The sequence below is a fragment of the Pseudocitrobacter corydidari genome (assembly GCF_021172065.1).
Taxonomy (GTDB): Bacteria; Pseudomonadota; Gammaproteobacteria; order Enterobacterales; family Enterobacteriaceae; genus Pseudocitrobacter; species Pseudocitrobacter corydidari.
Window position 1 is genome coordinate 3,587,773 of the sequence record NZ_CP087880.1, and the last position, 21,240, is coordinate 3,609,012.

Annotated in this window: 11 protein-coding genes and 3 pseudogenes; 2 read left to right on the forward strand and 12 right to left on the reverse strand. The window is 51.6% G+C overall.

Going from position 1 to position 21,240, the window contains the following annotated elements; all coding sequences use genetic code 11:
* Window positions 1-22: 22 nt before the first annotated feature.
* The 6 genes and pseudogenes from G163CM_RS16680 to G163CM_RS16700 all read right to left on the reverse strand — a co-directional run.
* Window positions 23-1,321: pseudogene (locus tag G163CM_RS16680) on the reverse strand (RHS repeat-associated core domain-containing protein); the annotation flags it as partial.
* A 378-nt stretch (window positions 1,322-1,699) separates the two neighbouring features.
* Entirely contained in the window at window positions 1,700-1,975 is a 276-nt protein-coding gene (locus G163CM_RS16685) for a hypothetical protein (RefSeq protein ID WP_231825688.1), read from the reverse strand.
* Window positions 1,976-1,999: 24 nt separating this feature from the next.
* Window positions 2,000-2,674: pseudogene (locus G163CM_RS23570) on the reverse strand (RHS repeat domain-containing protein); the annotation flags it as partial.
* A gap of 11 nt (window positions 2,675-2,685) precedes the next feature.
* Window positions 2,686-2,817: pseudogene (locus G163CM_RS23495) on the reverse strand (type IV secretion protein Rhs); the annotation flags it as partial.
* Window positions 2,818-3,144: 327 nt separating this feature from the next.
* Complete coding sequence (locus G163CM_RS16695; RefSeq protein ID WP_231825689.1) at window positions 3,145-3,597, reverse strand: hypothetical protein; 453 nt, start codon at window positions 3,595-3,597, stop codon at window positions 3,145-3,147.
* A gap of 169 nt (window positions 3,598-3,766) precedes the next feature.
* Window positions 3,767-7,867, reverse strand: a complete 4,101-nt coding sequence (locus tag G163CM_RS16700; RefSeq protein WP_231825690.1) for an RHS element core protein — start codon at window positions 7,865-7,867, stop codon at window positions 3,767-3,769.
* A gap of 385 nt (window positions 7,868-8,252) precedes the next feature.
* On the opposite strand from G163CM_RS16700, the gene G163CM_RS16705 reads away from it, so the two are divergent.
* Both G163CM_RS16705 and G163CM_RS16710 read left to right on the forward strand, forming a co-directional pair.
* On the forward strand, window positions 8,253-8,558 hold the full coding sequence (locus G163CM_RS16705; protein ID WP_108477138.1) for a PTS sugar transporter subunit IIB: 306 nt from the start codon (window positions 8,253-8,255) through the stop codon (window positions 8,556-8,558).
* Window positions 8,559-8,564: 6 nt separating this feature from the next.
* Window positions 8,565-8,873, forward strand: a complete 309-nt coding sequence (locus G163CM_RS16710; RefSeq protein WP_015966386.1) for a PTS lactose/cellobiose transporter subunit IIA — start codon at window positions 8,565-8,567, stop codon at window positions 8,871-8,873.
* A gap of 43 nt (window positions 8,874-8,916) precedes the next feature.
* Here the strand turns inward: G163CM_RS16710 and dcuB are convergent, their stop codons facing one another.
* The 6 genes from dcuB to rplA form a co-directional block, all read right to left on the reverse strand.
* Complete coding sequence (dcuB, locus tag G163CM_RS16715; RefSeq protein ID WP_015966387.1) at window positions 8,917-10,257, reverse strand: anaerobic C4-dicarboxylate transporter DcuB; 1,341 nt, start codon at window positions 10,255-10,257, stop codon at window positions 8,917-8,919.
* A gap of 280 nt (window positions 10,258-10,537) precedes the next feature.
* On the reverse strand, window positions 10,538-14,761 hold the full coding sequence (rpoC, locus tag G163CM_RS16720) for a DNA-directed RNA polymerase subunit beta' (protein ID WP_015966388.1): 4,224 nt from the start codon (window positions 14,759-14,761) through the stop codon (window positions 10,538-10,540).
* 76 nt (window positions 14,762-14,837) lie between these two features.
* Window positions 14,838-18,866: a DNA-directed RNA polymerase subunit beta gene (rpoB, locus tag G163CM_RS16725; protein WP_015966389.1), complete on the reverse strand. Its 4,029-nt coding sequence runs from the start codon at window positions 18,864-18,866 to the stop codon at window positions 14,838-14,840.
* A 320-nt stretch (window positions 18,867-19,186) separates the two neighbouring features.
* Entirely contained in the window at window positions 19,187-19,552 is a 366-nt protein-coding gene (gene rplL / locus G163CM_RS16730) for a 50S ribosomal protein L7/L12 (protein WP_006176746.1), read from the reverse strand.
* 66 nt (window positions 19,553-19,618) lie between these two features.
* Window positions 19,619-20,116, reverse strand: a complete 498-nt coding sequence (gene rplJ, locus G163CM_RS16735; protein WP_015966390.1) for a 50S ribosomal protein L10 — start codon at window positions 20,114-20,116, stop codon at window positions 19,619-19,621.
* A gap of 417 nt (window positions 20,117-20,533) precedes the next feature.
* Complete coding sequence (gene rplA / locus G163CM_RS16740; protein WP_015966391.1) at window positions 20,534-21,238, reverse strand: 50S ribosomal protein L1; 705 nt, start codon at window positions 21,236-21,238, stop codon at window positions 20,534-20,536.
* Window positions 21,239-21,240: the final 2 nt, after the last annotated feature.

Below are 21,240 nucleotides of genomic sequence, written 5' to 3' on the forward strand. Positions count from 1 at the left end.
TCAAGAATAATCTGTTACTTCATTATGGAACAGCAAGGCTAGCCGCACCAGCCACTGGGGTGGCCACAACAGAGACAAGAGCAGCTCTGACTATTTTGTACCCAACATAAAGGCCAACAGCAACTGCTCCTGTTTTTGCTACATTTTCAACGGACTTATTCTCCTTTTCCTCTGTAGCCGGGCAGTTAGTTGGAGAAGCCGGTGGGTTGCCACCACATCCATTATCATGCCATTCTTTCCAAGCATTATCTAAATTACGTAGCGCAATTGTTATCAATATTTCATGACCTTGCACGGTATCTCTTAATGCAGAACCAGGCCATGCCTTGTAAGGCAATCCACGAGGATCATTCTTCAAATCTGGATAGCGTTTATCCCAAATTTCTTTCTGCAAGTTTTCAATTCTTCTTTCAATCGATGCACATTTTTCAGCATTCAACCCCATCGGGTCTACAAATAACACTGGATTTAATGGATATTGATATAAGTTCCATCCACCCGCCAGCCCTGTCGGGTCCTGGGTGATATACATCCCCTGTATCGGGTCATAGTACCGATGACGGTTGTAGTACAGCCCTGACTCCTCATCATGCTGCTGTCCCGGCAGACGGTACGGCTGATACAGGTGATGCGGGTTCTCCTGGTTCAGCTGGTTGCCCCATTCATCGTATTCTGCACTCCACACCGTATTGCCGTCTTCGCTGATGAGCGCCAGCGGCAGTCCACGGTGGTCGCAGTGATACAGATGAACGTTTCGCACGGGTGTATATTCCGGCTCCATCTGTCTGGCCAGTTGCTCCACCGTCAGCCCGCACTGTGCCAGCCACTGGCGGCTTTCGTGACTCACGCGGTCTGCCCGGATTTCCTCCTCCAGCCTGTCCAGCAGCCGCACCAGTTCAGCCGGGAAGACCACGCCGTGACCGTCCTCGCTGCCTTCCTGCTGGAGCTTCTCCGCCAGGCTGCGGCGCTGCGCTTTATGCAGCTCACCATTCTCTGTTTCGATACGGATGAGCGGTGTGAAGCTCCCCGGCTGGTAGACAGTCTGGATACGTGTGGTGTCGGTCTGTATCGTCGTCAGGCGGTCGCCGTCCCAGCCGTACCACGTCACCTCCGGTTTACGCGACAGTGACATCCACCCCGTCAGGTCACGCTCTCGCCGCCACACCCGTTTGCCTGTCCGGCGGCCCAGCGGGTCATAGAGGTAGCGGCTCTCGACCTGCGGCTCGCCGTGCTGTATCCGCGTGTAGAACACCAGGCGGTGCTGACTGTCGTAGTGGTAGTGATGGGTCCGCTCGTCGTACATCCGGATAACCCCTGCCGGGTCTTGCCCTACGGCCACATACTGAATTTCTGGCTTGTGGTTGGTCTTTTAGGACTTTCGGTGCCTAAAATATCCGGTCCAGATGCAAAAAAACTCTGACATTGTGGACAATGCATGACAGATTGCTGATAGCTATTCTTAAATTTGTAACCCTCATAATTAAATTCACTTGCAGATCGCCCACAGCATGAACATGTTTTCTGAACTATTTCTGGCTCATCCATGTAAGGAAAAATAATGCCGCTTAATGATCTAAAAATTAATTCAACCGGATGAACATCCATATTATCAATTCCATTGAATGCTTATTGCAAAAAAGCTTTAGTTAGCAATATTTATTCAAGATTAGTTTTTTATAAAATGTTTATCTTTATCATTTTACTCCTTACCAATAACTTTCCTTTTCCAAAATATCGCTTCACGCATACCATATACCCCACCCAGAAGAAAACCTTTTTTAAGAGAGATAATAAAATCGCCATAAAAATCAAAATCAAATACCCCGGACTTAAATCCAAGATAAACAGCAATCCCAAGTAGACCTATATATATAGCAAACGCACATCCAAAACAGCACTTGAGCATTGAAATAAAAATAAATTTATATACATTTTTTTTGGCATTCATTCTATTTTTACTCACTAAGTTTTTCATTGGTTTTACTTGTTGTGACCTCTGTTACAACAGCGCCAACTCCCGTGGCAACGTTACTGCCCCCGCCCCCTTCATTGTACCAAAACCTGTTATTGTGCCTATAATTGTCGAAACGACACCTTCATTTGTTTGTGTTGTTCCTTTTAGCAAATTACTGGCAGAGTACCCCGCAACATTGATTCCTATCGTTGCCATCAAACTACGACCTTCAGTTAGAATCCCCGCATTCGTTGCTACATACACATCGCTGAAACTGAAATCTCCACCATTAAATATCTGATTTAATGCCTTAGCTCCACCAGTTAAAGAACCAGATACAGCATATGATGCCGAGGGGCATACCGATATAGATGCTAAGGTGGCAGAACCATAAACCAAGCCTTCCACATATTGCTTTGCCTGTTTTGGCAAATCTCCTTCTGCCAAATGTTCTAATGAAGCAGAAATCTCTTCGGGGGATGCTCCTTGTTCGGCCATCGACATAGCTAACGATCTTGCTGATTGCATGTAATTGCTAAATCCCGAACCAAATCCCGATAATCCAGACAATCCCAATGGATCTGCATATCCAACAGGATTTGAAGGATATTGATATAAATTCATCCCCCCTTTCAGCCCAATAGGATCCTGTGTGATATACCTTCCCAACAACGGGTCATAGTACCGGTTCCGGTTATAGTACATTCTCGACTCCTCATCATCTTAGAATAGGTGATACCGCCCGGACACACCGAACACGCCACGCCGGTCGGCACGCCTATCAGCCCCCCAGATGAACCCTGGACTATCGGGCCGCCCTCCTGGGTCATGTCCCCCTGGCGCGCCGCTGGTTTTTCGGTCATGTTTTATTTCCTCTTACTTTTCCGGTGAGAGTTTATTTTAATCTGGGGGAATATTTACTTTCAGATAAGAATTCACATTAAACAGGTAATATTTTAATTAATGCGTGACTGAATATGTATTATATTCGTTATACTTTAAGTTGCATGTGCTGCGACTTGAATTATTTAGAGTATACACAATGCCAGATATTGCAAAAGACCACTATAGTTCTGTGTAAAAATCTCTAGCTGTTCATTTCATTTGTTATCTCAGAGGCAGATCGCATCCTCAATAAATAACTAATTACAACATGGACATTCATTAACCGGGACATGGTATTTTCTAAATTACTTAATTCTTTTTTCAATAGGTATAGAATCAGAATCACCAACTTTATACACCTTCTCATCACTAATATATAATGATGCTTTGGCTGCATAAAATTCAATATATCCAACATTATTGCAAAAAATTATACTGTAATGTGATTTGCTATTCTTAATGAATTTCTTATTTATTTCCAAGATGTATAAACAATCCGCATTAAAATAGCCTTCCGATTCAGTATCGGAAGACAATTGAATATTAAAGCTACTGACGCATTCAAAAATTATCTTTGCAGGGCATATGTGAAACACGATTCCATCTCCGATGGATGAATCAACATTCATAACATAATCAATATCAAGTTCAAGATAATCTTTAATTAAGAACTGCCTCCCATCGAAATTGAAGTTAATTGCCCACATTTTATTATCATGTATTTGATCTATAAAATCTTTCTCAACTAGTTTTTTCATATTAACATCGCCACATAAAACATATTTATCTACTATAGATTATACTCACCGAATATTAAATGGCGAGAGAAAATTTAATATTCATTACATCTACACTCACCACTGCACATACAACCAGCATAATAGAAATATAAGAATCCATTATGATTTTAAAGTATAGATTGATAATTTATGGTGGCGCAACTCCACAGCCACCAAATGCATGTTTTTGAAGTTTACATGTGCAATCAGGATAAGGCATTTGGTTATGTGTCTGATAATGCCAATGCACTTTCGAACCAGTTCTCTGTAAGCATTCAGCATGATTATGATCATAATGTGTTGTTTTATTGAATTTCTCTCCCACTGGCGGGTCACAAGGAGGGCATTGACCTGCTGTATTACACGCAGGCAAGCTAGTAGTCGTTGCTGTACTAGTCTTATTACCTGATTGTTGTGCCTGCGTCGCATAATACGAAGATCCCATTCCCCAAAGAATAGATAAACCTATAGCACTCTCCATTATACACAGATCTTCCAGACACAAACCTAATGGATCTATACCTGATAATGGATTTAACGGATAAGTGTAAAGGTTTATCCCTCCATTCAGCCCAATGGGATCCTGGGTGATATACCGCCCCTGCAACGGGTCATAGTATCGATTCCGGTTATAGCACAGCCCCGACTCTTCATCGTACTGCTGTCCCGGCAGACGGTATGGCTGATACAGATGATGCGGGTTCTCCTGGTTCAGCTGGTTGCCCCATTCATCGTATTCTGCACTCCACACCGTATTGCCATCTTCGCTGATGAGCGCCAGCGGCAGTCCACGGTGGTCGCAGTGATACAGATGCAGTGAGCGTGCCGGTGTGTACTCCGGCTCTACCTGTCTGGCCAGTTGCTCCACCGTCAGCCCGCACTGTGCCAGCCACTGGCGGCTTTCGTGACTCACGCGGTCTGCCCGGATTTCCTCCTCCAGCCTGTCCAGCAGCCGCACCAGTTCAGCCGGGAAGACCACGCCGTGACCGTCCTCGCTGCCTTCCTGCTGGAGCTTCTCCGCCAGGCTGCGGCGCTGCGCTTTATGCAGCTCACCATTCTCTGTTTCGATACGGATGAGCGGTGTGAAGCTCCCCGGCTGGTAGACAGTCTGGATACGTGTGGTGTCGGTCTGTATCGTCGTCAGGCGGTCGCCGTCCCAGCCGTACCATGTCACCTCCGGTTTACGCGACAGTGACATCCACCCCGTCAGGTCACGCTCGCGACGCCACACCCGTTTCCCTGTCCGGCGGCCCAGCGGGTCGTAGAGGTAGCGGCTCTCGACCAGTGGCTCGCCATGCTGTATCCGCGTACAGAACACCAGGCGGTGCTGATTATCATAATGGTAGTGGTGCGTCCGCTCGTCGTACATCCGGATAACCCCTTCCGGGATGCGGTCCGTCTTCTCCGTCAGCCTGCCGTACTCATCGTAGCGATAGACATAGTGCGCATCTTCCGCGATGCGGTTATCCGGCCACGCCCTGAGCGTGCTGTCAGGATGCAGCTCCGGGTCGGGCAGCCGGTTGCCCGCAGGGTCGGTGGCATACGGGATGCAGATGTCCAGGTCTGATGTGGTCGTGCGTACGCTCGCCAGTCTGCCCGTGACGCTGTAGCCGTATTCCCGCGTCTGTCGCGGGCCGCTGATGCGCACCAGGTCGCCATTGTCATTCCAGCTGTAGTCACGGTCATACACCAGGCTGTTCAGGCGCTGGCTCTGTAACTGACCTGCCGGGTTGTAGGTGCTGCTCAGTTCATATGCGTTATCGCCGAAGCTGCGCACCGTCTCGCGGTGCAGCCTGTCGCGCGTGAATTCCAGCAGCGGCGTTCCGCCCAGCTTCATTCCCGCCAGATAACCGCTGCCATACGTCAGCCACTCCACCGGCGGCAGGCTGTCCGGCGTGACGCGGTTTGTCAGCCCCTGCTCGTTGTATGCGTGTTTCGTCTCATGCTGCCACAGCAGTTCCCCCGTCTCAGGGTTATGCACCGTCTGGCGCTCGCCGGTGAGGCGGCCTTTATCATCATAGCCATAGTGGACGGCAACACGGTGGCCTTCGCTCAGATGGCTGATTTCTGTCAGCCAGCCGTGGCTGTCATACTGCCACTGTTCTGCCGGTTCACCGTTCACCGTGCGGTGCGTGATACGGTCCGATTCATCGTAGTACCAGAGGGTGATGAGTTCCTCATCCTCGCTCTGCGTGAGTTTTCCGGTCAGGTCATAACGGTAACGTTGTGTCCGTCCGTCAAAGCCGCTCTGCTGTACCAGGCGGTCCAGCGCATCGTAACCGAAGTCGCTGTGACTGCCGTTCTCGTTGGTGAGCGTGGTGACGCGTCCGGCAATGTCGTACTCCATGCTGCGCGTCAGCCCGCCCCGCGTGGTGCTGACCGCCTTTCCCCACGCATCGTACTGTGTCTCGCTCCGGTTGCCGTCCGGAGAAATGACCGCTGTCAGGTCGCCTGCGGCGTTGTATTCGTAACGGGTTTCCTGACCCTGGACATCTCTGTCCGAGATGACGCGCCCACGGTTGTCGTATGCGCGATACTGGCTCAGTCCTAACTCGCGGTGCACCGCCGTCATCTGGCCGAAGCGGTCATATTCATAGCGGGTCTGGTAGCCCGAGCAGTCGGTGAACGCCAGCAACTGCCCGTAGCGGCTCCAGGTCATCTGCCGGACGCTGCCCGTTGCGTCCGCTGTTGCGGTCGGTAATTCACTGTGTGGATTATCATAGCTGTAGCGGGTGACATCGCCGTTGCGGGCGGTTTCCTGCATCATCCGCCCGTACTCATCATATTTCCGGCGTATTTCCAGTCCGTCGGGCCCGGTGGCTGAGGTTAACTGGTTCTGGTCGTCGTAACAGAATGTCGACTCCCTGCCGTCCGGTGTGGTGATGCACGTGACGAGCCCCGTCACCACACTGGAGTGGTATTCTGTTATCCGGCCTGCCGCATCCGTCTGTGACTGAAGGCGACCCACAGCGTCAAACCGATTCTGGATAATGCTGCCGTCAGCCTGCTCTTTTTTCACCACCCGCTTCAGCCCGGCTTCGTCCTGCGTATGCAGTACCTCACGCCGGTTCAGGCTGTCGGTGATGGTGATACGGTTTTTCTCATACTGATAGGTGTAGCTTAAGCCTGCCGGATTACGTTGTTCCGTCACGCGCCCGATGTCATCGTAGCGGTAGCGCATCTCCGGTCTGCCCGCGTAACGGTGCGCCACCATCCGGCCCCGGTATTTATCATCGTAAGTAAAGCTGCGAATCTGCGTGCCGCTGCGGTCACAGACGGCAGCCAGTTCACCGCGTGGCGTCCAGTCGTATCGCACCAGCGGCGCGGCGGGTAAATTCTCCGGATATTCCGGGTCATGTATCAGCCACACCGACGAAAGGCGAATGCCGTTATCCCGGCCATATTCCGTGTAGCCAGGCAGCGAATCCGGAATATCCGGCTGTTTTGCTCCAGCAACAATTGCCTGCTGCCGGGCCTCTTCTGCCCGCTGTGCCTGGGTGGTCAGCACCAGCCGGAACTGACGGCCTGCGCCATCAGTCACACCGGTGATTTCCCCGGCAAACTGACCTGCCGCCTCACGGTGGAAAGTCTGCGTGCGCCCGAAACGGTCCACCAGACCGGTCAGCACCCGGTACGGCGGCAACGGGGCAGGCAGCACCTCATCCACGCCCGGCACCCGCTCACTCCAGCCGAGAATCCACCACGGCCCCAGTGGGCTGTTGGTCGCCAGATAAATATGCGGACTGGTTCGAATATATTCCGGTAGTGCCTGCCAGAGCGGGGCAAGCCGGTGGTTTTTATCCAGTTTCAGCACACCGCCGCGTACCAGCCAGAATGATTCACTGCGGCTGTAGCCGTCTTCTCCGGGAAACAGGTGCTCAAAATGAATGCTTCTGCCGCCGTTATCATTGAGTATCAGTTCGTTATCGCGTATCTGTAAGCGGGTATCCGCCGGCATTTTCCAGCCAGGGCCGAAGATACCGACGGGAGAGGGTGTTTTTGTCTGGTAGCTGCTGTAGGTACGGGAGAGGATGAAAGGCAACGGGCCGGGCAGCGCAAAATCGGTTTCGCCGGGCTGTACTTTTGCGCCCAGCAGCGGATTCACCGGGTTACCGGATGTGTATCCGCCGGGGCATACCGAGCAGGCCACGCCGGTGGGTGCGCCTATACGTACGCCTGCCGACCCCTGAACAATCAGGCCGCCGTACCGGGTCATATCGCCCTGACGCGCCGCGGGTTTTCCGCTCATGATACGAACTCCCTGTATTGCACAACATCCAGCTGTCAGAAATACCGCTGACAACCTCCCTGATGCTGCACTTTAAAGGTAACAGGAGGGTAAAAATGAGAGAGGAAAGCAAGAATGGCATACTTTAGGAATACATTTATATTCCTGAAAAAAATGCAGTTATTGCATTCATAACACAGGCAGGTAGATAAATGACACATTCCCTATCAGGGGAGAAAATTGCCGATTTATGGTTGTCTTCATTTCACTTAACTCGCAAAAATGTAACCGGTTTCAGTTTTTTCAGCCTTTCTTTGTGATGGCTTACACACAATCGCCGCAAAGCAGTTGTTGAACCCTCTCTCCCGCGATAAAGATGTGACATCAAGGAACATGAGGGCGAATTATGAAGAACATCGTTTTATGCTGTGCTGCAGGTATGTCCACCAGTATGCTGGTTCAACGTATGAAAGACGCAGCTCAGAAGAAAGGTATTGAGGTTTCCATCAAGGCCGTGCCGGTCGCGGAGTTTAAAGACAATCTCAATGAAGCCGACATCATCCTGCTTGGCCCACAGGTCAAGTATGAGCAAGCTAAGCTGCAGGCGCAGGCCGATCCGCTGGGCAAAAAAGTGGCGGTTATCGACATGATGGATTACGGCATGATGAAAGGTGATGCCGTTCTGGAAAAAGCCCTCAAACTGATGGAGTAAGTTGGCATGGAAGATTTGGAAACCACCATTATGGAGCTGCTGGTGAACGCTGGCGCTGCGCGTAGTGCTGCATTAACCGCGTTGCAGCTGGCGCGTAAAGGCGATTTCACCGGTTCAGAAAAAGCGATGGCGGAGTCACACGACTACGTGAAGCACGCACACACCATTCAGACCCAGCTTATTGGTCTGGATGAAGGCACCGGTAAATTGCCGGTTAACCTGATTACCGTTCACTCTCAGGACCATCTGATGAACGCGATGGTGATTCAGGATTTAGCGACGGATATGATCGAACTCTATCGTCGCACCGCGTAACCCAACCTATTAAAGCAGGTGCCGTAGGGCACCTGCTTTTTTATTACAGAAAACCGTACAGCCCGGCAAATACCCAACCAAATACGCACGAGACACTCACACCAATCAAGCCCGGCAGAATAAAGCTGTGGTTAATCACGAAACGACCAATGTGCGTGGTGCCTGAACGGTCAAACTGAATCGCCGCCAGGTCGCTGGGATAGGTTGGCAGAATATAGTAACCGTAGCAGGCAGGCGCTGATGCCACGATATACGCGGGATCCACGCCAATCGCCAGCGCGACCGGAACGATCGCTGCCAGCGCTGCCGCCTGTGAGTTCACGAATTTCGAGACCAGCAGCAGTACAATCGCATAGGCCCACGGATACTCCTTCACCATTTCGCCTAACACGCCTTTAATTTCAGACATGTGCGCGCCGAACATGGTTTCCGCCATCCAGGCGATGCCGTACACCGCAACAATCGCAATCATGCCCGAACGGAACACTTCGTTTTTAGAAATCGACGCCGGGTTAGTTTTGGTGATGATGATGATCAGCGCGCCGGAGAGCAGCATAAACATCTGGATGACCAGCACCATCGACAACGGCTTGCCATCAAAGGCCGGACGCAGTTCAGAGAATGCTCCCAGTAGTGCCACAACGGCAATGGATGCCAGGAAGATCCACATCGCCACCCAGTTACTGGTGGGCAGTTTTTTATCTAAAAGCGTCGCCGTATCACCATACACATAGTGACGGTTTTCCGGTACAGCAATAAATTCCTGGAAGGTCTGGTCTTTATCTAAATCCTTTCCGCGGAACCAGCTGAAAATACCAATCGCCAGAATGCCGAGTAGCGTTGAGGGGATAGTAATGGATAAGAGATCGAGGAATTCGAGATGCTTGCCGTTGAAGGTGAAATTACCGAGCATCGCCACTAATGACACCACGGCAACCGAGACCGGGCTGGCAATAATGCCCATCTGCGCGCCGATAGAACTCGCCGCCATAGGACGTTCAGGCCGGATATTATTTTTGATCGCCACATCGTAGATAATCGGCAAAATGGTATACACCACATGCCCGGTACCGCAGAGAATGGTTAGCGTGCAGGTCACGAAAGGCGCAACAATAGAGACATACTTCGGATTGCGCCGCAGCAGCTTTTCAGCAATTTGCAGCATCACATCTAAGCCGCCAGAAGCCTGAAGCGTTGCCGATGCGGCCACCACGGCAATAATCACCAGCATCACATCGACAGGCGGTTTACCTGGCTGAAGATGAAAAACAAAGACCAGAATAACCAGCCCGATACCGCCCAAAAGCCCCAGCGCGATACCGCCTTTTCGCGCACCGTAGAACAAACAAATCAAGATGATAATGAGTTGTATAGCAAATTCCATGCATCCCCCAAATCCTGTCCGTTAATATCCGTTATATTGTCGTGCGTTAATTCTTGTTTTTAGCTTTCCTCCCTCGCCCTTTTTAAGTCAAACAAAACCCGCCCGGCGTGACTGTGCCGGTTCTATAAATCATTCATTTGATTGCTATGGTGCTTCGACTATATCCACTTTATAAATGTGGTTTTTTGATATGCGTAGAATTTTTAGCCATTGATTTTTTACAGATATAAAAAAAGCCAGCCGGGAAACCCGACTGGCTTTTTAAGCGCTACCTTAACGATTACTCGTTATCGGAACCGCCCAGGCCTGCGTTCAGCAGTTCTGCCAGGCTGGCAGACGCTTCTTCCGCACTCACCTGCTGAGTAGCAGGGACTTCACCTGCTGCACGGCGGCGAATACGATCCTGGTGGTACGCATAACCGGTACCGGCCGGGATCAGACGACCTACGATAACGTTCTCTTTCAGGCCACGCAGTTCGTCGCGTTTACCCGCAACGGCTGCTTCGGTCAGGACACGAGTTGTCTCCTGGAACGATGCGGCAGAGATGAAGGACTCTGTTGCCAGAGACGCTTTGGTGATACCCAGCAGGTCACGGGAGAATGTCGCCGCAACTTTACCGTTCGCTTCCAGTTCGCGGTTAGCGATCTTGACGCGAGAGTATTCAACCTGTTCGCCTTCCAGGAAGTCGGAGCTACCTGCGTTTTCGATGGTGGCTTTACGCAGCATCTGACGAACGATAACTTCAATGTGCTTATCGTTAATCTTAACGCCCTGCAGACGGTATACATCCTGCACTTCGTTAACGATGTAACGCGTCACAGCATGAACACCACGCAGACGCAGAATGTCGTGCGGCGCTTCCGGACCGTCGGAAACCACGTCACCACGTTCTACACGTTCACCTTCGAACACGTTGAGCTGACGCCATTTCGGAATCATCTCTTCGTACGGATCGCTACCGTCTACCGGGGTGATAACCAGACGACGTTTCCCTTTGGTTTCTTTACCGAAGGAAATGATGCCGCTGATTTCAGCCAGGATTGCCGGCTCTTTCGGACGACGTGCTTCGAACAGGTCCGCTACGCGCGGCAGACCACCGGTAATATCCTTGGTACCGCCAGATTCCTGCGGAACACGCGCCAGGGTGTCACCAGAACTGATCTGGATGCCATCTTCCAGCTGAACAATCGCTTTACCCGGCAGGAAGTACTGCGCAGGCATATCGGTGCCAGGGATCAGAACGTCGTTACCCTGAGCATCAACGATTTTCAGTGCCGGACGCAGATCTTTACCACCGGTAGTACGTTCAGCAGAATCCAGAACCACCAGAGAAGACAGACCGGTCAGTTCGTCGGTTTGACGCGTAATGGTCTGGCCGTCGATCATGTCAGTGAAGCGAACAAAACCGCTTACTTCGGTGATAACCGGCATAGTGTGCGGATCCCAGTTTGCAACGGTTTCGCCGCCGGCAACCTGTTCGCCATCACCTTTCGCCATAACAGAACCGTAAGGTACTTTATAGCTTTCTTTGGTACGACCGAATTCGTCGATCAGTTTCAGCTCGGTATTACGAGAAGTGATAACCAGTTTACCGCTGGAGTTCACAACCGATTTCGCGTTGCTGAGCTTGATGCTACCCTTATTTTTCACCTGGATGCTGGATTCAGCAGCCGCACGAGATGCCGCACCACCGATGTGGAACGTACGCATCGTCAGCTGTGTACCCGGTTCACCGATGGACTGTGCCGCGATAACGCCGATAGCTTCACCTTTGTTGATGATGTGGCCACGCGCCAGGTCACGACCATAGCAGTGCGCACATACACCAAAGTCGGTGTCACAGGATACGACGGAACGAACTTTGACGGAGTCAACAGAGTTCTCTTCCAGCAGGTCACACCAGTGCTCGTGCAGCAGCGTGTTGCGTGGAACCAGAATGTCCGCGGTACCCGGCTTCAGAACGTCTTCCGCAGTTACACGACCCAGAACGCGATCGCGCAGCGGCTCTTTAACGTCACCACCCTCGATAACCGGGGTCATGGTGATGCCTTCCAGCGTGCCACAATCGTCTTCGGTAACCACCAGATCCTGCGCCACGTCAACCAGACGACGGGTCAGGTAACCGGAGTTCGCTGTTTTCAGTGCGGTATCCGCCAGACCTTTACGAGCACCGTGGGTCGAGATGAAGTACTGGAGTACGTTCAGACCTTCACGGAAGTTCGCGGTGATTGGCGTTTCGATGATGGAGCCATCTGGCTTCGCCATCAGACCACGCATACCTGCCAGCTGACGAATCTGTGCAGCAGAACCACGCGCACCGGAGTCGGCCATCATGTAGATGCTGTTGAAGGAAACCTGCTGCTCTTCCTGACCGTCACGGTTAATCACGGTTTCGGTTTGCAGGTTATCCATCATCGCTTTGGATACACGATCGTTCGCCGCAGCCCAGATATCGATAACTTTGTTGTAGCGTTCGCCCGCGGTCACCAGACCAGACTGGAACTGTTCCTGAATCTCAGCAACTTCCGCTTCCGCTTCGCTGATGATTTCGTATTTTTTCTCCGGGATGACCATGTCATCGATACCAACGGATGCACCTGAACGCGCTGCATAAGCAAAGCCGGTGTACATCGTCTGGTCCGCAAAAATAACGGTCGGTTTCAGGCCCAGAATACGGTAGCAGGTGTTCAGCATTTTGGAGATCGCTTTCTTACCCAGAGCCTGGTTCACGATGGTGAACGGCAGACCTTTAGGTACGATCATCCACAGAATGGCACGGCCAACGGTCGTGTCTTTCAGGCTGGTTTTAGCAACAAACTCGCCGTTTTCATCTTTTTCGTATTCGGTGATACGCACTTTAACGCGCGCATGCAGAGAGGCCAGGCCAGCGCGATAAATACGCTCAGCTTCTTTCGGGCCAGTCAGCACCATGCCTTCGCCTTTGGCGTTAACACAGTCACGGGTCATGTAGTACAGACCCAATACAACGTCCTGAGACGGAACGATGATTGGCTCGCCGTTCGCAGGGGACAGGATGTTGTTGGTAGACATCATCAGCGCACGCGCTTCCAGCTGGGCTTCCAGCGTCAGCGGTACGTGAACAGCCATCTGGTCACCATCGAAGTCGGCGTTGTATGCCGCACAAACCAGCGGGTGCAGCTGAATTGCTTTACCTTCGATCAGAACCGGTTCAAACGCCTGGATACCCAAACGGTGCAGTGTTGGTGCACGGTTCAGCATAACCGGGTGTTCGCGGATAACTTCGTCCAGGATATCCCAAACGACTGCTTCTTCGCGCTCAACCATTTTCTTAGCGGCTTTGATGGTGGTGGCCAGGCCACGCAGTTCCAGCTTGCCGTAGATGAACGGTTTGAACAGCTCCAGTGCCATTTTCTTCGGCAGACCGCACTGATGCAGACGCAGGTATGGACCTACGGTGATAACAGAACGACCGGAGTAGTCAACACGCTTACCGAGCAGGTTCTGACGGAAACGACCCTGTTTACCTTTGATCATGTCGGCCAAAGATTTCAGAGGACGTTTGTTAGAACCGGTGATCGCACGACCGCGACGACCGTTATCCAGCAGGGCGTCGACCGCTTCCTGCAGCATACGTTTTTCGTTGCGTACGATGATGTCCGGCGCAGCCAGATCCAGCAGACGTTTCAGACGGTTGTTACGGTTAATGACGCGACGATACAGATCGTTCAGGTCAGAAGTCGCGAAACGACCACCATCCAGCGGAACCAGCGGACGCAGATCTGGCGGCAGTACCGGCAGAACGGTCAGGATCATCCACTCTGGCTTGTTACCAGACTGAACGAACGCTTCCAGCAGTTTGATACGCTTGGTCAGCTTTTTACGCTTGGTTTCGGAGTTGGTTTCGTTCAGCTCTTCACGCAGAGTTTCACACTCTTGCTCCAGATCCATGCTTTTCAGCAGGGCCTGAATAGCTTCCGCACCCATCTTCGCGTCGAATTCGTCACCGAACTCTTCCAGCGCGTCCAGATACTGTTCTTCGGTCAGAATCTGGTTACGTTCCAGGTTCGTCATACCGCCTTCGATAACCACATAGGATTCGAAGTACAGAACACGTTCGATATCGCGCAGCGGCATATCCAGCAGCAGGCCGATACGGGATGGCAGAGATTTCAGGAACCAGATGTGCGCAGTCGGAGACGCCAGCTCGATGTGGCCCATACGCTCACGGCGTACTTTAGTCTGGGTCACTTCAACGCCGCACTTCTCACAGATAACGCCACGGTGTTTCAGGCGCTTGTACTTACCGCACAGGCACTCGTAGTCTTTTACCGGCCCAAAGATACGGGCGCAGAAAAGGCCGTCACGCTCAGGTTTGAACGTACGGTAGTTAATGGTTTCCGGCTTTTTAACTTCACCGAAAGACCATGAACGGATCATGTCTGGCGATGCCAGAGCAATTTTGATCGCATCAAACTCTTCGGTTTTAGTCTGCGCTTTCAGAAACTTTAATAAATCTTTCACGGATTTGCTCCCGTCGGAGTTAGCACAATCTGGTGCTGGCTGTTACGCCAGCACCAGTGACCTGTTTGAGCGAGAGTTACTCGTCTTCCAGCTCGATGTTGATACCCAGCGAACGGATCTCTTTCAACAGTACGTTGAAGGATTCCGGCATGCCCGGTTCCATCTGATGGTTACCGTCTACGATGTTTTTATACATCTTAGTACGGCCATTCACGTCATCAGACTTAACGGTGAGCATTTCCTGCAGGGTGTATGCCGCGCCATATGCTTCCAGCGCCCACACTTCCATCTCCCCAAAGCGCTGACCACCGAACTGCGCCTTACCACCCAGCGGCTGCTGAGTAACCAGGCTGTAAGAACCGGTAGAACGCGCATGCATTTTGTCGTCAACCAGGTGGTTCAGTTTCAGCATGTACATGTAACCAACGGTTACCTGACGCTCGAACTGCTCACCCGTACGGCCGTCGAACAGTGTGATCTGACCGGAAGTCGGCAGGCCACCCAGCTGCAACAGCTCTTTGATTTCAGACTCTTTCGCACCGTCGAAGACCGGCGTTGCGATCGGCATACCTTTACGCAGGTTCTCTGCCAGACGCAGAACTTCTTCATCGCTGAAGGTGTTCAGGTCAACTTTCTGACGAACGTCGGCGCCCAGATCGTACGCACGCTGGATGAATTCGCGCAGTTTCGCGACTTCCTGCTGCTGTTTCAGCATGGCGTTGATCTTATCGCCGATACCTTTCGCAGCCATACCCAGGTGGGTTTCGAGGATCTGACCGATGTTCATACGAGACGGTACGCCCAGCGGGTTCAGTACGATATCTACCGGCGTACCGTTAGCATCGTGCGGCATATCTTCGATCGGGTTGATCTTAGAAATTACACCCTTGTTACCGTGACGACCTGCCATTTTGTCACCAGGCTGGATACGGCGTTTAACGGCCAGGTATACCTTGACGATTTTCAGCACGCCCGGTGCCAGATCGTCGCCTTGGGTGATTTTGCGGCGTTTCGCTTCGAGTTTTTTCTCGAACTCGTGTTTCAGTTCGTCATACTGCTCAGCCAGCTGTTCCAGCTGATTTTGTTTCTCTTCGTCGGTCAGGCCGAGTTCCAGCCAGCGATCGCGAGGCAGTTTGTCGAGCTTCTCAGCTTCAACGCCACCGGCAACCAGAACAGCGTAAATACGGCTAAACAGGCCAGCTTCGAGGATCTGCAGTTCTTCAGACAGGTCTTTCTTCGCCTGTTTGAGCTGCATTTCTTCGATTTCCAGCGCACGTTTGTCTTTTTCCACGCCATCGCGGGTAAAGACCTGAACGTCGATAACGGTACCAGACACGCTGTTCGGCACGCGCAGAGAAGAGTCTTTAACGTCAGACGCTTTCTCACCGAAGATCGCACGCAGCAGCTTCTCTTCTGGGGTCAGCTGGGTTTCACCTTTCGGCGTTACCTTACCAACCAGAATGTCGCCACCGGTCACTTCTGCACCGATGTATACGATACCGGATTCATCCAGTTTGGAGAGCGCAGCTTCACCCACGTTCGGGATGTCAGCGGTGATCTCTTCCGGCCCCAGCTTGGTGTCACGAGACACACATGCCAGTTCCTGAATGTGGATGGTAGTGAAACGGTCTTCCTGAACAACACGCTCGGATACGAGGATGGAGTCTTCGAAGTTGTAACCGTTCCATGGCATGAATGCCACGCGCATGTTCTGACCCAGCGCCAGTTCACCAAGGTCAGTGGACGGGCCATCAGCCAGCACATCACCACGATCAACCGGCTCACCCAGAGATACGCAAGGCATCTGGTTGATACAGGTGTTCTGGTTAGAACGGGTGTATTTAGTCAGGTTATAGATGTCGATACCTGCTTCGCCCGGGTACATCTCGTCTTCGTTAACTTTGATAACGATACGGGAAGCATCCACGTACTGAACGGTACCGCCACGCTTAGCAACTGCGGTAACACCGGAGTCAACGGCAACAGCACGTTCCATACCGGTACCAACCAGCGGCTTATCAGAGCGCAGGGTCGGAACCGCCTGACGTTGCATGTTCGCACCCATCAATGCACGGTTGGCGTCATCGTGTTCCAGGAACGGGATCAGGGACGCACCGACGGATACCACCTGTTGGGTGGATACGTCCATGTAGTCAACCTGGTCGCGGCTGAACAAGCTGGATTCGCCTTTGCTACGGCAGGTTACCAGGTCTTCTACGAAGTGGCCTTCATCGTCCAGGTTGGAGTTCGCCTGAGCAATAACGTAGTTGCCTTCTTCGATAGCGGACAGGTAATGAATTTCATCAGTTACCACACCGTCGGTCACTTTACGATACGGCGTCTCGAGGAAGCCATATTCGTTAGTCTGTGCGTACACGGACAGGGAGTTGATCAGACCGATGTTCGGACCTTCAGGCGTTTCGATTGGACATACGCGACCGTAGTGAGTCGGGTGTACGTCTCGAACTTCAAAGCCTGCGCGTTCACGGGTCAGACCGCCTGGGCCGAGTGCGGAGATACGACGTTTGTGCGTAATCTCAGACAGCGGGTTGTTCTGGTCCATAAACTGAGACAGCTGGCTGGAACCAAAGAACTCTTTCACTGCTGCGGAAATCGGCTTGGCGTTGATCATATCCTGAGGCATCAGGGTATCCAGATCGCCCAGAGACAGACGCTCTTTCACCGCACGCTCTACACGTACCAGGCCAACGCGGAACTGGTTTTCCGCCATTTCGCCAACGGAACGGATACGACGGTTGCCGAGGTGGTCGATATCATCGACTTCGCCTTTACCGTTACGGATATCAATGAGCTTTTTCATCACTTCGATGATGTCTTCTTTGCTCAGGATACCGGAACCTTCAATTTCGTCGCGCAGCAGAGAACGGTTGAACTTCATACGACCAACCGCAGACAGGTCATAGCGGTCTTCGGAGAAGAACAGGTTCTCGAACAGGCTTTCAGCTGCTTCACGAGTCGGCGGCTCACCCGGGCGCATCATGCGGTAGATTTCTACCAGCGCGCTCAGACGATCGTTGGTTGGGTCGACGCGTACAGTCTCAGAAATGTACGGACCGTGGTCCAGATCGTTGGTGAACAGCGTTTCGATACGTTTGTGGCCAGACTGGCTCAGCTTAGCCAGCAGATCCAGGCTCAGCTCCATGTTAGCCGGGCAGATCAGCTCGCCAGTCGATTCGTCAACGTAGTCTTTGGACGCAACTTTGCCAGCAATGTACTCAACCGGAACTTCGATATGTTTGATATCGTCTTTTTCCAGCTGACGAATGTGGCGCGCAGTAATACGGCGGCCTTTCTCAACGTACACTTTGCCGTTAGCTTCGATGTCAAAGGATGCGGTTTCACCACGCAGGCGTTCCGGCACCAGTTCCATCTGCAGCTTGTTGTCGCGAATTTCGAAAACAACTTTCTCAAAGAACAGGTCAAGGATCTGCTCAGTGGTGTAGTTCAGCGCACGCAGAATAATGGTCGCAGGCAGTTTACGGCGACGGTCAATACGTACGAACAGGTTGTCCTTCGGATCGAATTCGAAGTCCAGCCAGGAACCACGGTAAGGAATGATGCGCGCGTTATACAGCACTTTACCCGAAGAGTGGGTTTTACCTTTGTCGGAGTCAAAGAAGACGCCCGGACTACGGTGCAGCTGAGACACGATAACACGCTCAGTACCGTTGATAACAAAGGTACCGTTGTCCGTCATGAGCGGAATTTCACCCATGTAGACTTCTTGTTCTTTAATGTCTTTTACGGTGCCTTCCGGCGCTTCGCGCTCGTAGATCACCAGACGCAGTTTTACGCGCAGCGGTGCGGAATAGGTCACGCCACGGATCTGACATTCCTGGACGTCAAACACCGGTTCGCCAAGGCGGTAGCTGACGTATTGCAGCTCGGAATTACCGCTGTAGCTCTGAATCGGGAATACGGAACGGAAGGCTGCTTCCAGACCATACTGCCCTTCAGGATCTTGCTCGATGAACTTCTGAAACGAGTCAAGCTGGATAGAAAGGAGATAAGGCACATCCAGTACTTGTGGACGTTTACCAAAATCCTTACGAATACGTTTTTTCTCGGTATAGGAGTAAACCATTAGGGTTCCTCAGCTCGCTGACAAGTCGACCCATCTGCCCAATTGAATGGCAGTTTGTGCAACACTATTTTGTTGACCGGAAAATGGAACACTTTCCGCAATGCTTGTTGCTATCACGCTTAAATCATTTCGTTGCGATTTACACAGAGCGAGCACCCTGTCGCAGTATATTAAGTCGTCGATAGAAACAAGCATTGTCAGGACAACCAGTAGTCAAACAGTGTGAAACGCTACTGGCGCCTTACAGCGCAAAAAGGCTGGTGACTAAAAAGTCACCAGCCATCAGCCTAATTGCTCAGGCTGCAACCGGAAGGGTTGGCTTATTTAACTTCAACTTCAGCGCCAGCTTCTTCCAGGGATTTTTTCAGTGCTTCTGCGTCGTCTTTGCTCACGCCTTCTTTCAGAGCGGCCGGAGCAGATTCAACCAGGTCTTTCGCTTCTTTCAGACCCAGGCCAGTTGCGCCACGTACTGCTTTGATTACAGCAACTTTGTTAGCGCCAGCAGCTTTCAGAATTACGTCGAATTCAGTTTTTTCTTCAGCAGCTTCAGCCGGGCCAGCAGCTACAGCTACAGCAGCAGCAGCGGAAACACCGAATTTTTCTTCCATTGCAGAGATCAGTTCTACAACGTCCATTACGGACATAGCGGCAACTGCTTCAATGATTTGATCTTTAGTGATAGACATTTAAATTGTTCCTGAAAATCAGAATAAGTTTATACGTAAGCGAATACTTGATAAAGATAACTGCGATTAAGCAGCTTCTTTCGCATCGCGAACAGCAGCCAGAGTGCGAACCAGTTTGCCAGCCGAAGCTTCTTTCATGGTTGCCATCAGGCGTGCAATTGCTTCTTCGTAGGTCGGCAGGGTTGCCAGGCGATCGATTTGCGATGCCGGGATCAACTCACCTTCAAAGGCTGCAGCTTTGACCTCAAATTTTGCATTCGCTTTCGCGAACTCTTTGAACAGACGAGCAGCAGCGCCCGGGTGTTCCATAGAGTATGCAATCAGGGTCGGACCAACGAACGCGTCTTTCAGGCACTCAAACTGAGTACCTTCAACAGCACGACGCAGCAGGGTGTTACGAACAACACGCATGTATACGCCGGCTTCGCGACCTGCTTTACGCAGTTCGGTCATTTTGTCTACAGTTACGCCGCGGGAATCCGCAACTACTGCAGACAGCGCGCCTTTGGCTACTTCGCTGACTTCAGCAACAATCGCTTGTTTGTCTTGAAGATTTAAAGCCATTAGCTTTGCTCCTGGATGTTTGCCAGGGCTCATGCCCTGGAACTCACTTCACTCTTCCAAACGGAGAGAGCGTCTTAAATACGGTGAGCAGAAACAAGCCAAAGAGTACTTTAAAAAATAATCTTAGCGTTCTGTCACCGTCTACGCAGGGGATTAAGTTTCTTGCGAAACTCCTGCGGTCTTCGACGGAGGCCTGGATAGGCCAGGCTCCAACGAACAAATCTTGTCTATCCGTCGCTATTCAATCTGTGGCGGCGTTGACTGCCTTCGTTCACACCAGTCACATAGTAAACTATGCTCCTGGCGCTTCACTCAGTTGTCGCCTTGCCACAGCCTGAATATCTCGGATATACGTCTGCAATTAGCAGAATACGTGGGGGTAAGATTGTAGACAAAATCACCGCCCACGTAAAGGCATTAGTTTGCAGCAGCGCTCAGGCCAGCCTGGTCAACTGCAACACCTGCACCCATGGTAGTGGAGATGCTAACTTTCTTGATGTACACGCCTTTCGCCTGAGTCGGTTTTGCTTTTTTCAGCGCAACCAGCAGAGCTTCCAGGTTTTCTTTCAGTTTGTCAGCGTCAAAGTCCACTTTACCGATGGTGGTGTGGATGATGCCGTTTTTGTCGTTACGATAACGAACCTGACCTGCTTTAGCGTTCTTAACCGCTTCAGCAACGTTAGGAGTTACAGTACCCACTTTCGGGTTTGGCATCAGGCCGCGCGGGCCCAGAACCTGACCCAGCTGGCCAACAACGCGCATTGCATCCGGGGAAGCAATAACAACGTCGAAGTTCATTTCGCCTTTTTTGATCTGGTCAGCCAGATCTTCCATACCTACCAGCTCAGCGCCTGCAGCTTTAGCAGCTTCAGCGTTTGCGCCCTGGGTAAATACGGCTACGCGAACGGAACGGCCAGTACCGTGCGGCAGTACAGTTGCACCACGTACGTTCTGGTCAGATTTACGAGCGTCGATGCCGAGGTTAACAGCAACGTCAACGCTTTCGTTGAATTTAGCAGTGGCCAGCTCTTTCAGCAGAGCAATAGCTTCGTTGATGTCGTACTGTTTAGTTGCATCAACTTTTTCACGGATCACGCGCATACGCTTGGTCAGTTTAGCCATTT

Excerpts from the sequence above, each read along its gene's own strand:
- G163CM_RS16700 (WP_231825690.1), bottom strand. The coding sequence starts at position 7,867 with ATGAGCGGAAAACCCGCGGCGCGTCAGGGCGATATGACCCGGTACGGC.
- G163CM_RS16695 (WP_231825689.1), bottom strand. The coding sequence starts at position 3,597 with ATGAAAAAACTAGTTGAGAAAGATTTTATAGATCAAATACATGATAAT.
- G163CM_RS16710 (WP_015966386.1), top strand. The coding sequence starts at position 8,565 with ATGGAAGATTTGGAAACCACCATTATGGAGCTGCTGGTGAACGCTGGC.
- rpoB (WP_015966389.1), bottom strand. The coding sequence starts at position 18,866 with ATGGTTTACTCCTATACCGAGAAAAAACGTATTCGTAAGGATTTTGGT.
- rplL (WP_006176746.1), bottom strand. The coding sequence starts at position 19,552 with ATGTCTATCACTAAAGATCAAATCATTGAAGCAGTTGCCGCTATGTCC.
- rplA (WP_015966391.1), bottom strand. The coding sequence starts at position 21,238 with ATGGCTAAACTGACCAAGCGTATGCGCGTGATCCGTGAAAAAGTTGAT.
- dcuB (WP_015966387.1), bottom strand. The coding sequence starts at position 10,257 with ATGGAATTTGCTATACAACTCATTATCATCTTGATTTGTTTGTTCTAC.
- G163CM_RS16705 (WP_108477138.1), top strand. The coding sequence starts at position 8,253 with ATGAAGAACATCGTTTTATGCTGTGCTGCAGGTATGTCCACCAGTATG.
- rplJ (WP_015966390.1), bottom strand. The coding sequence starts at position 20,116 with ATGGCTTTAAATCTTCAAGACAAACAAGCGATTGTTGCTGAAGTCAGC.
- G163CM_RS16685 (WP_231825688.1), bottom strand. The coding sequence starts at position 1,975 with ATGAAAAACTTAGTGAGTAAAAATAGAATGAATGCCAAAAAAAATGTA.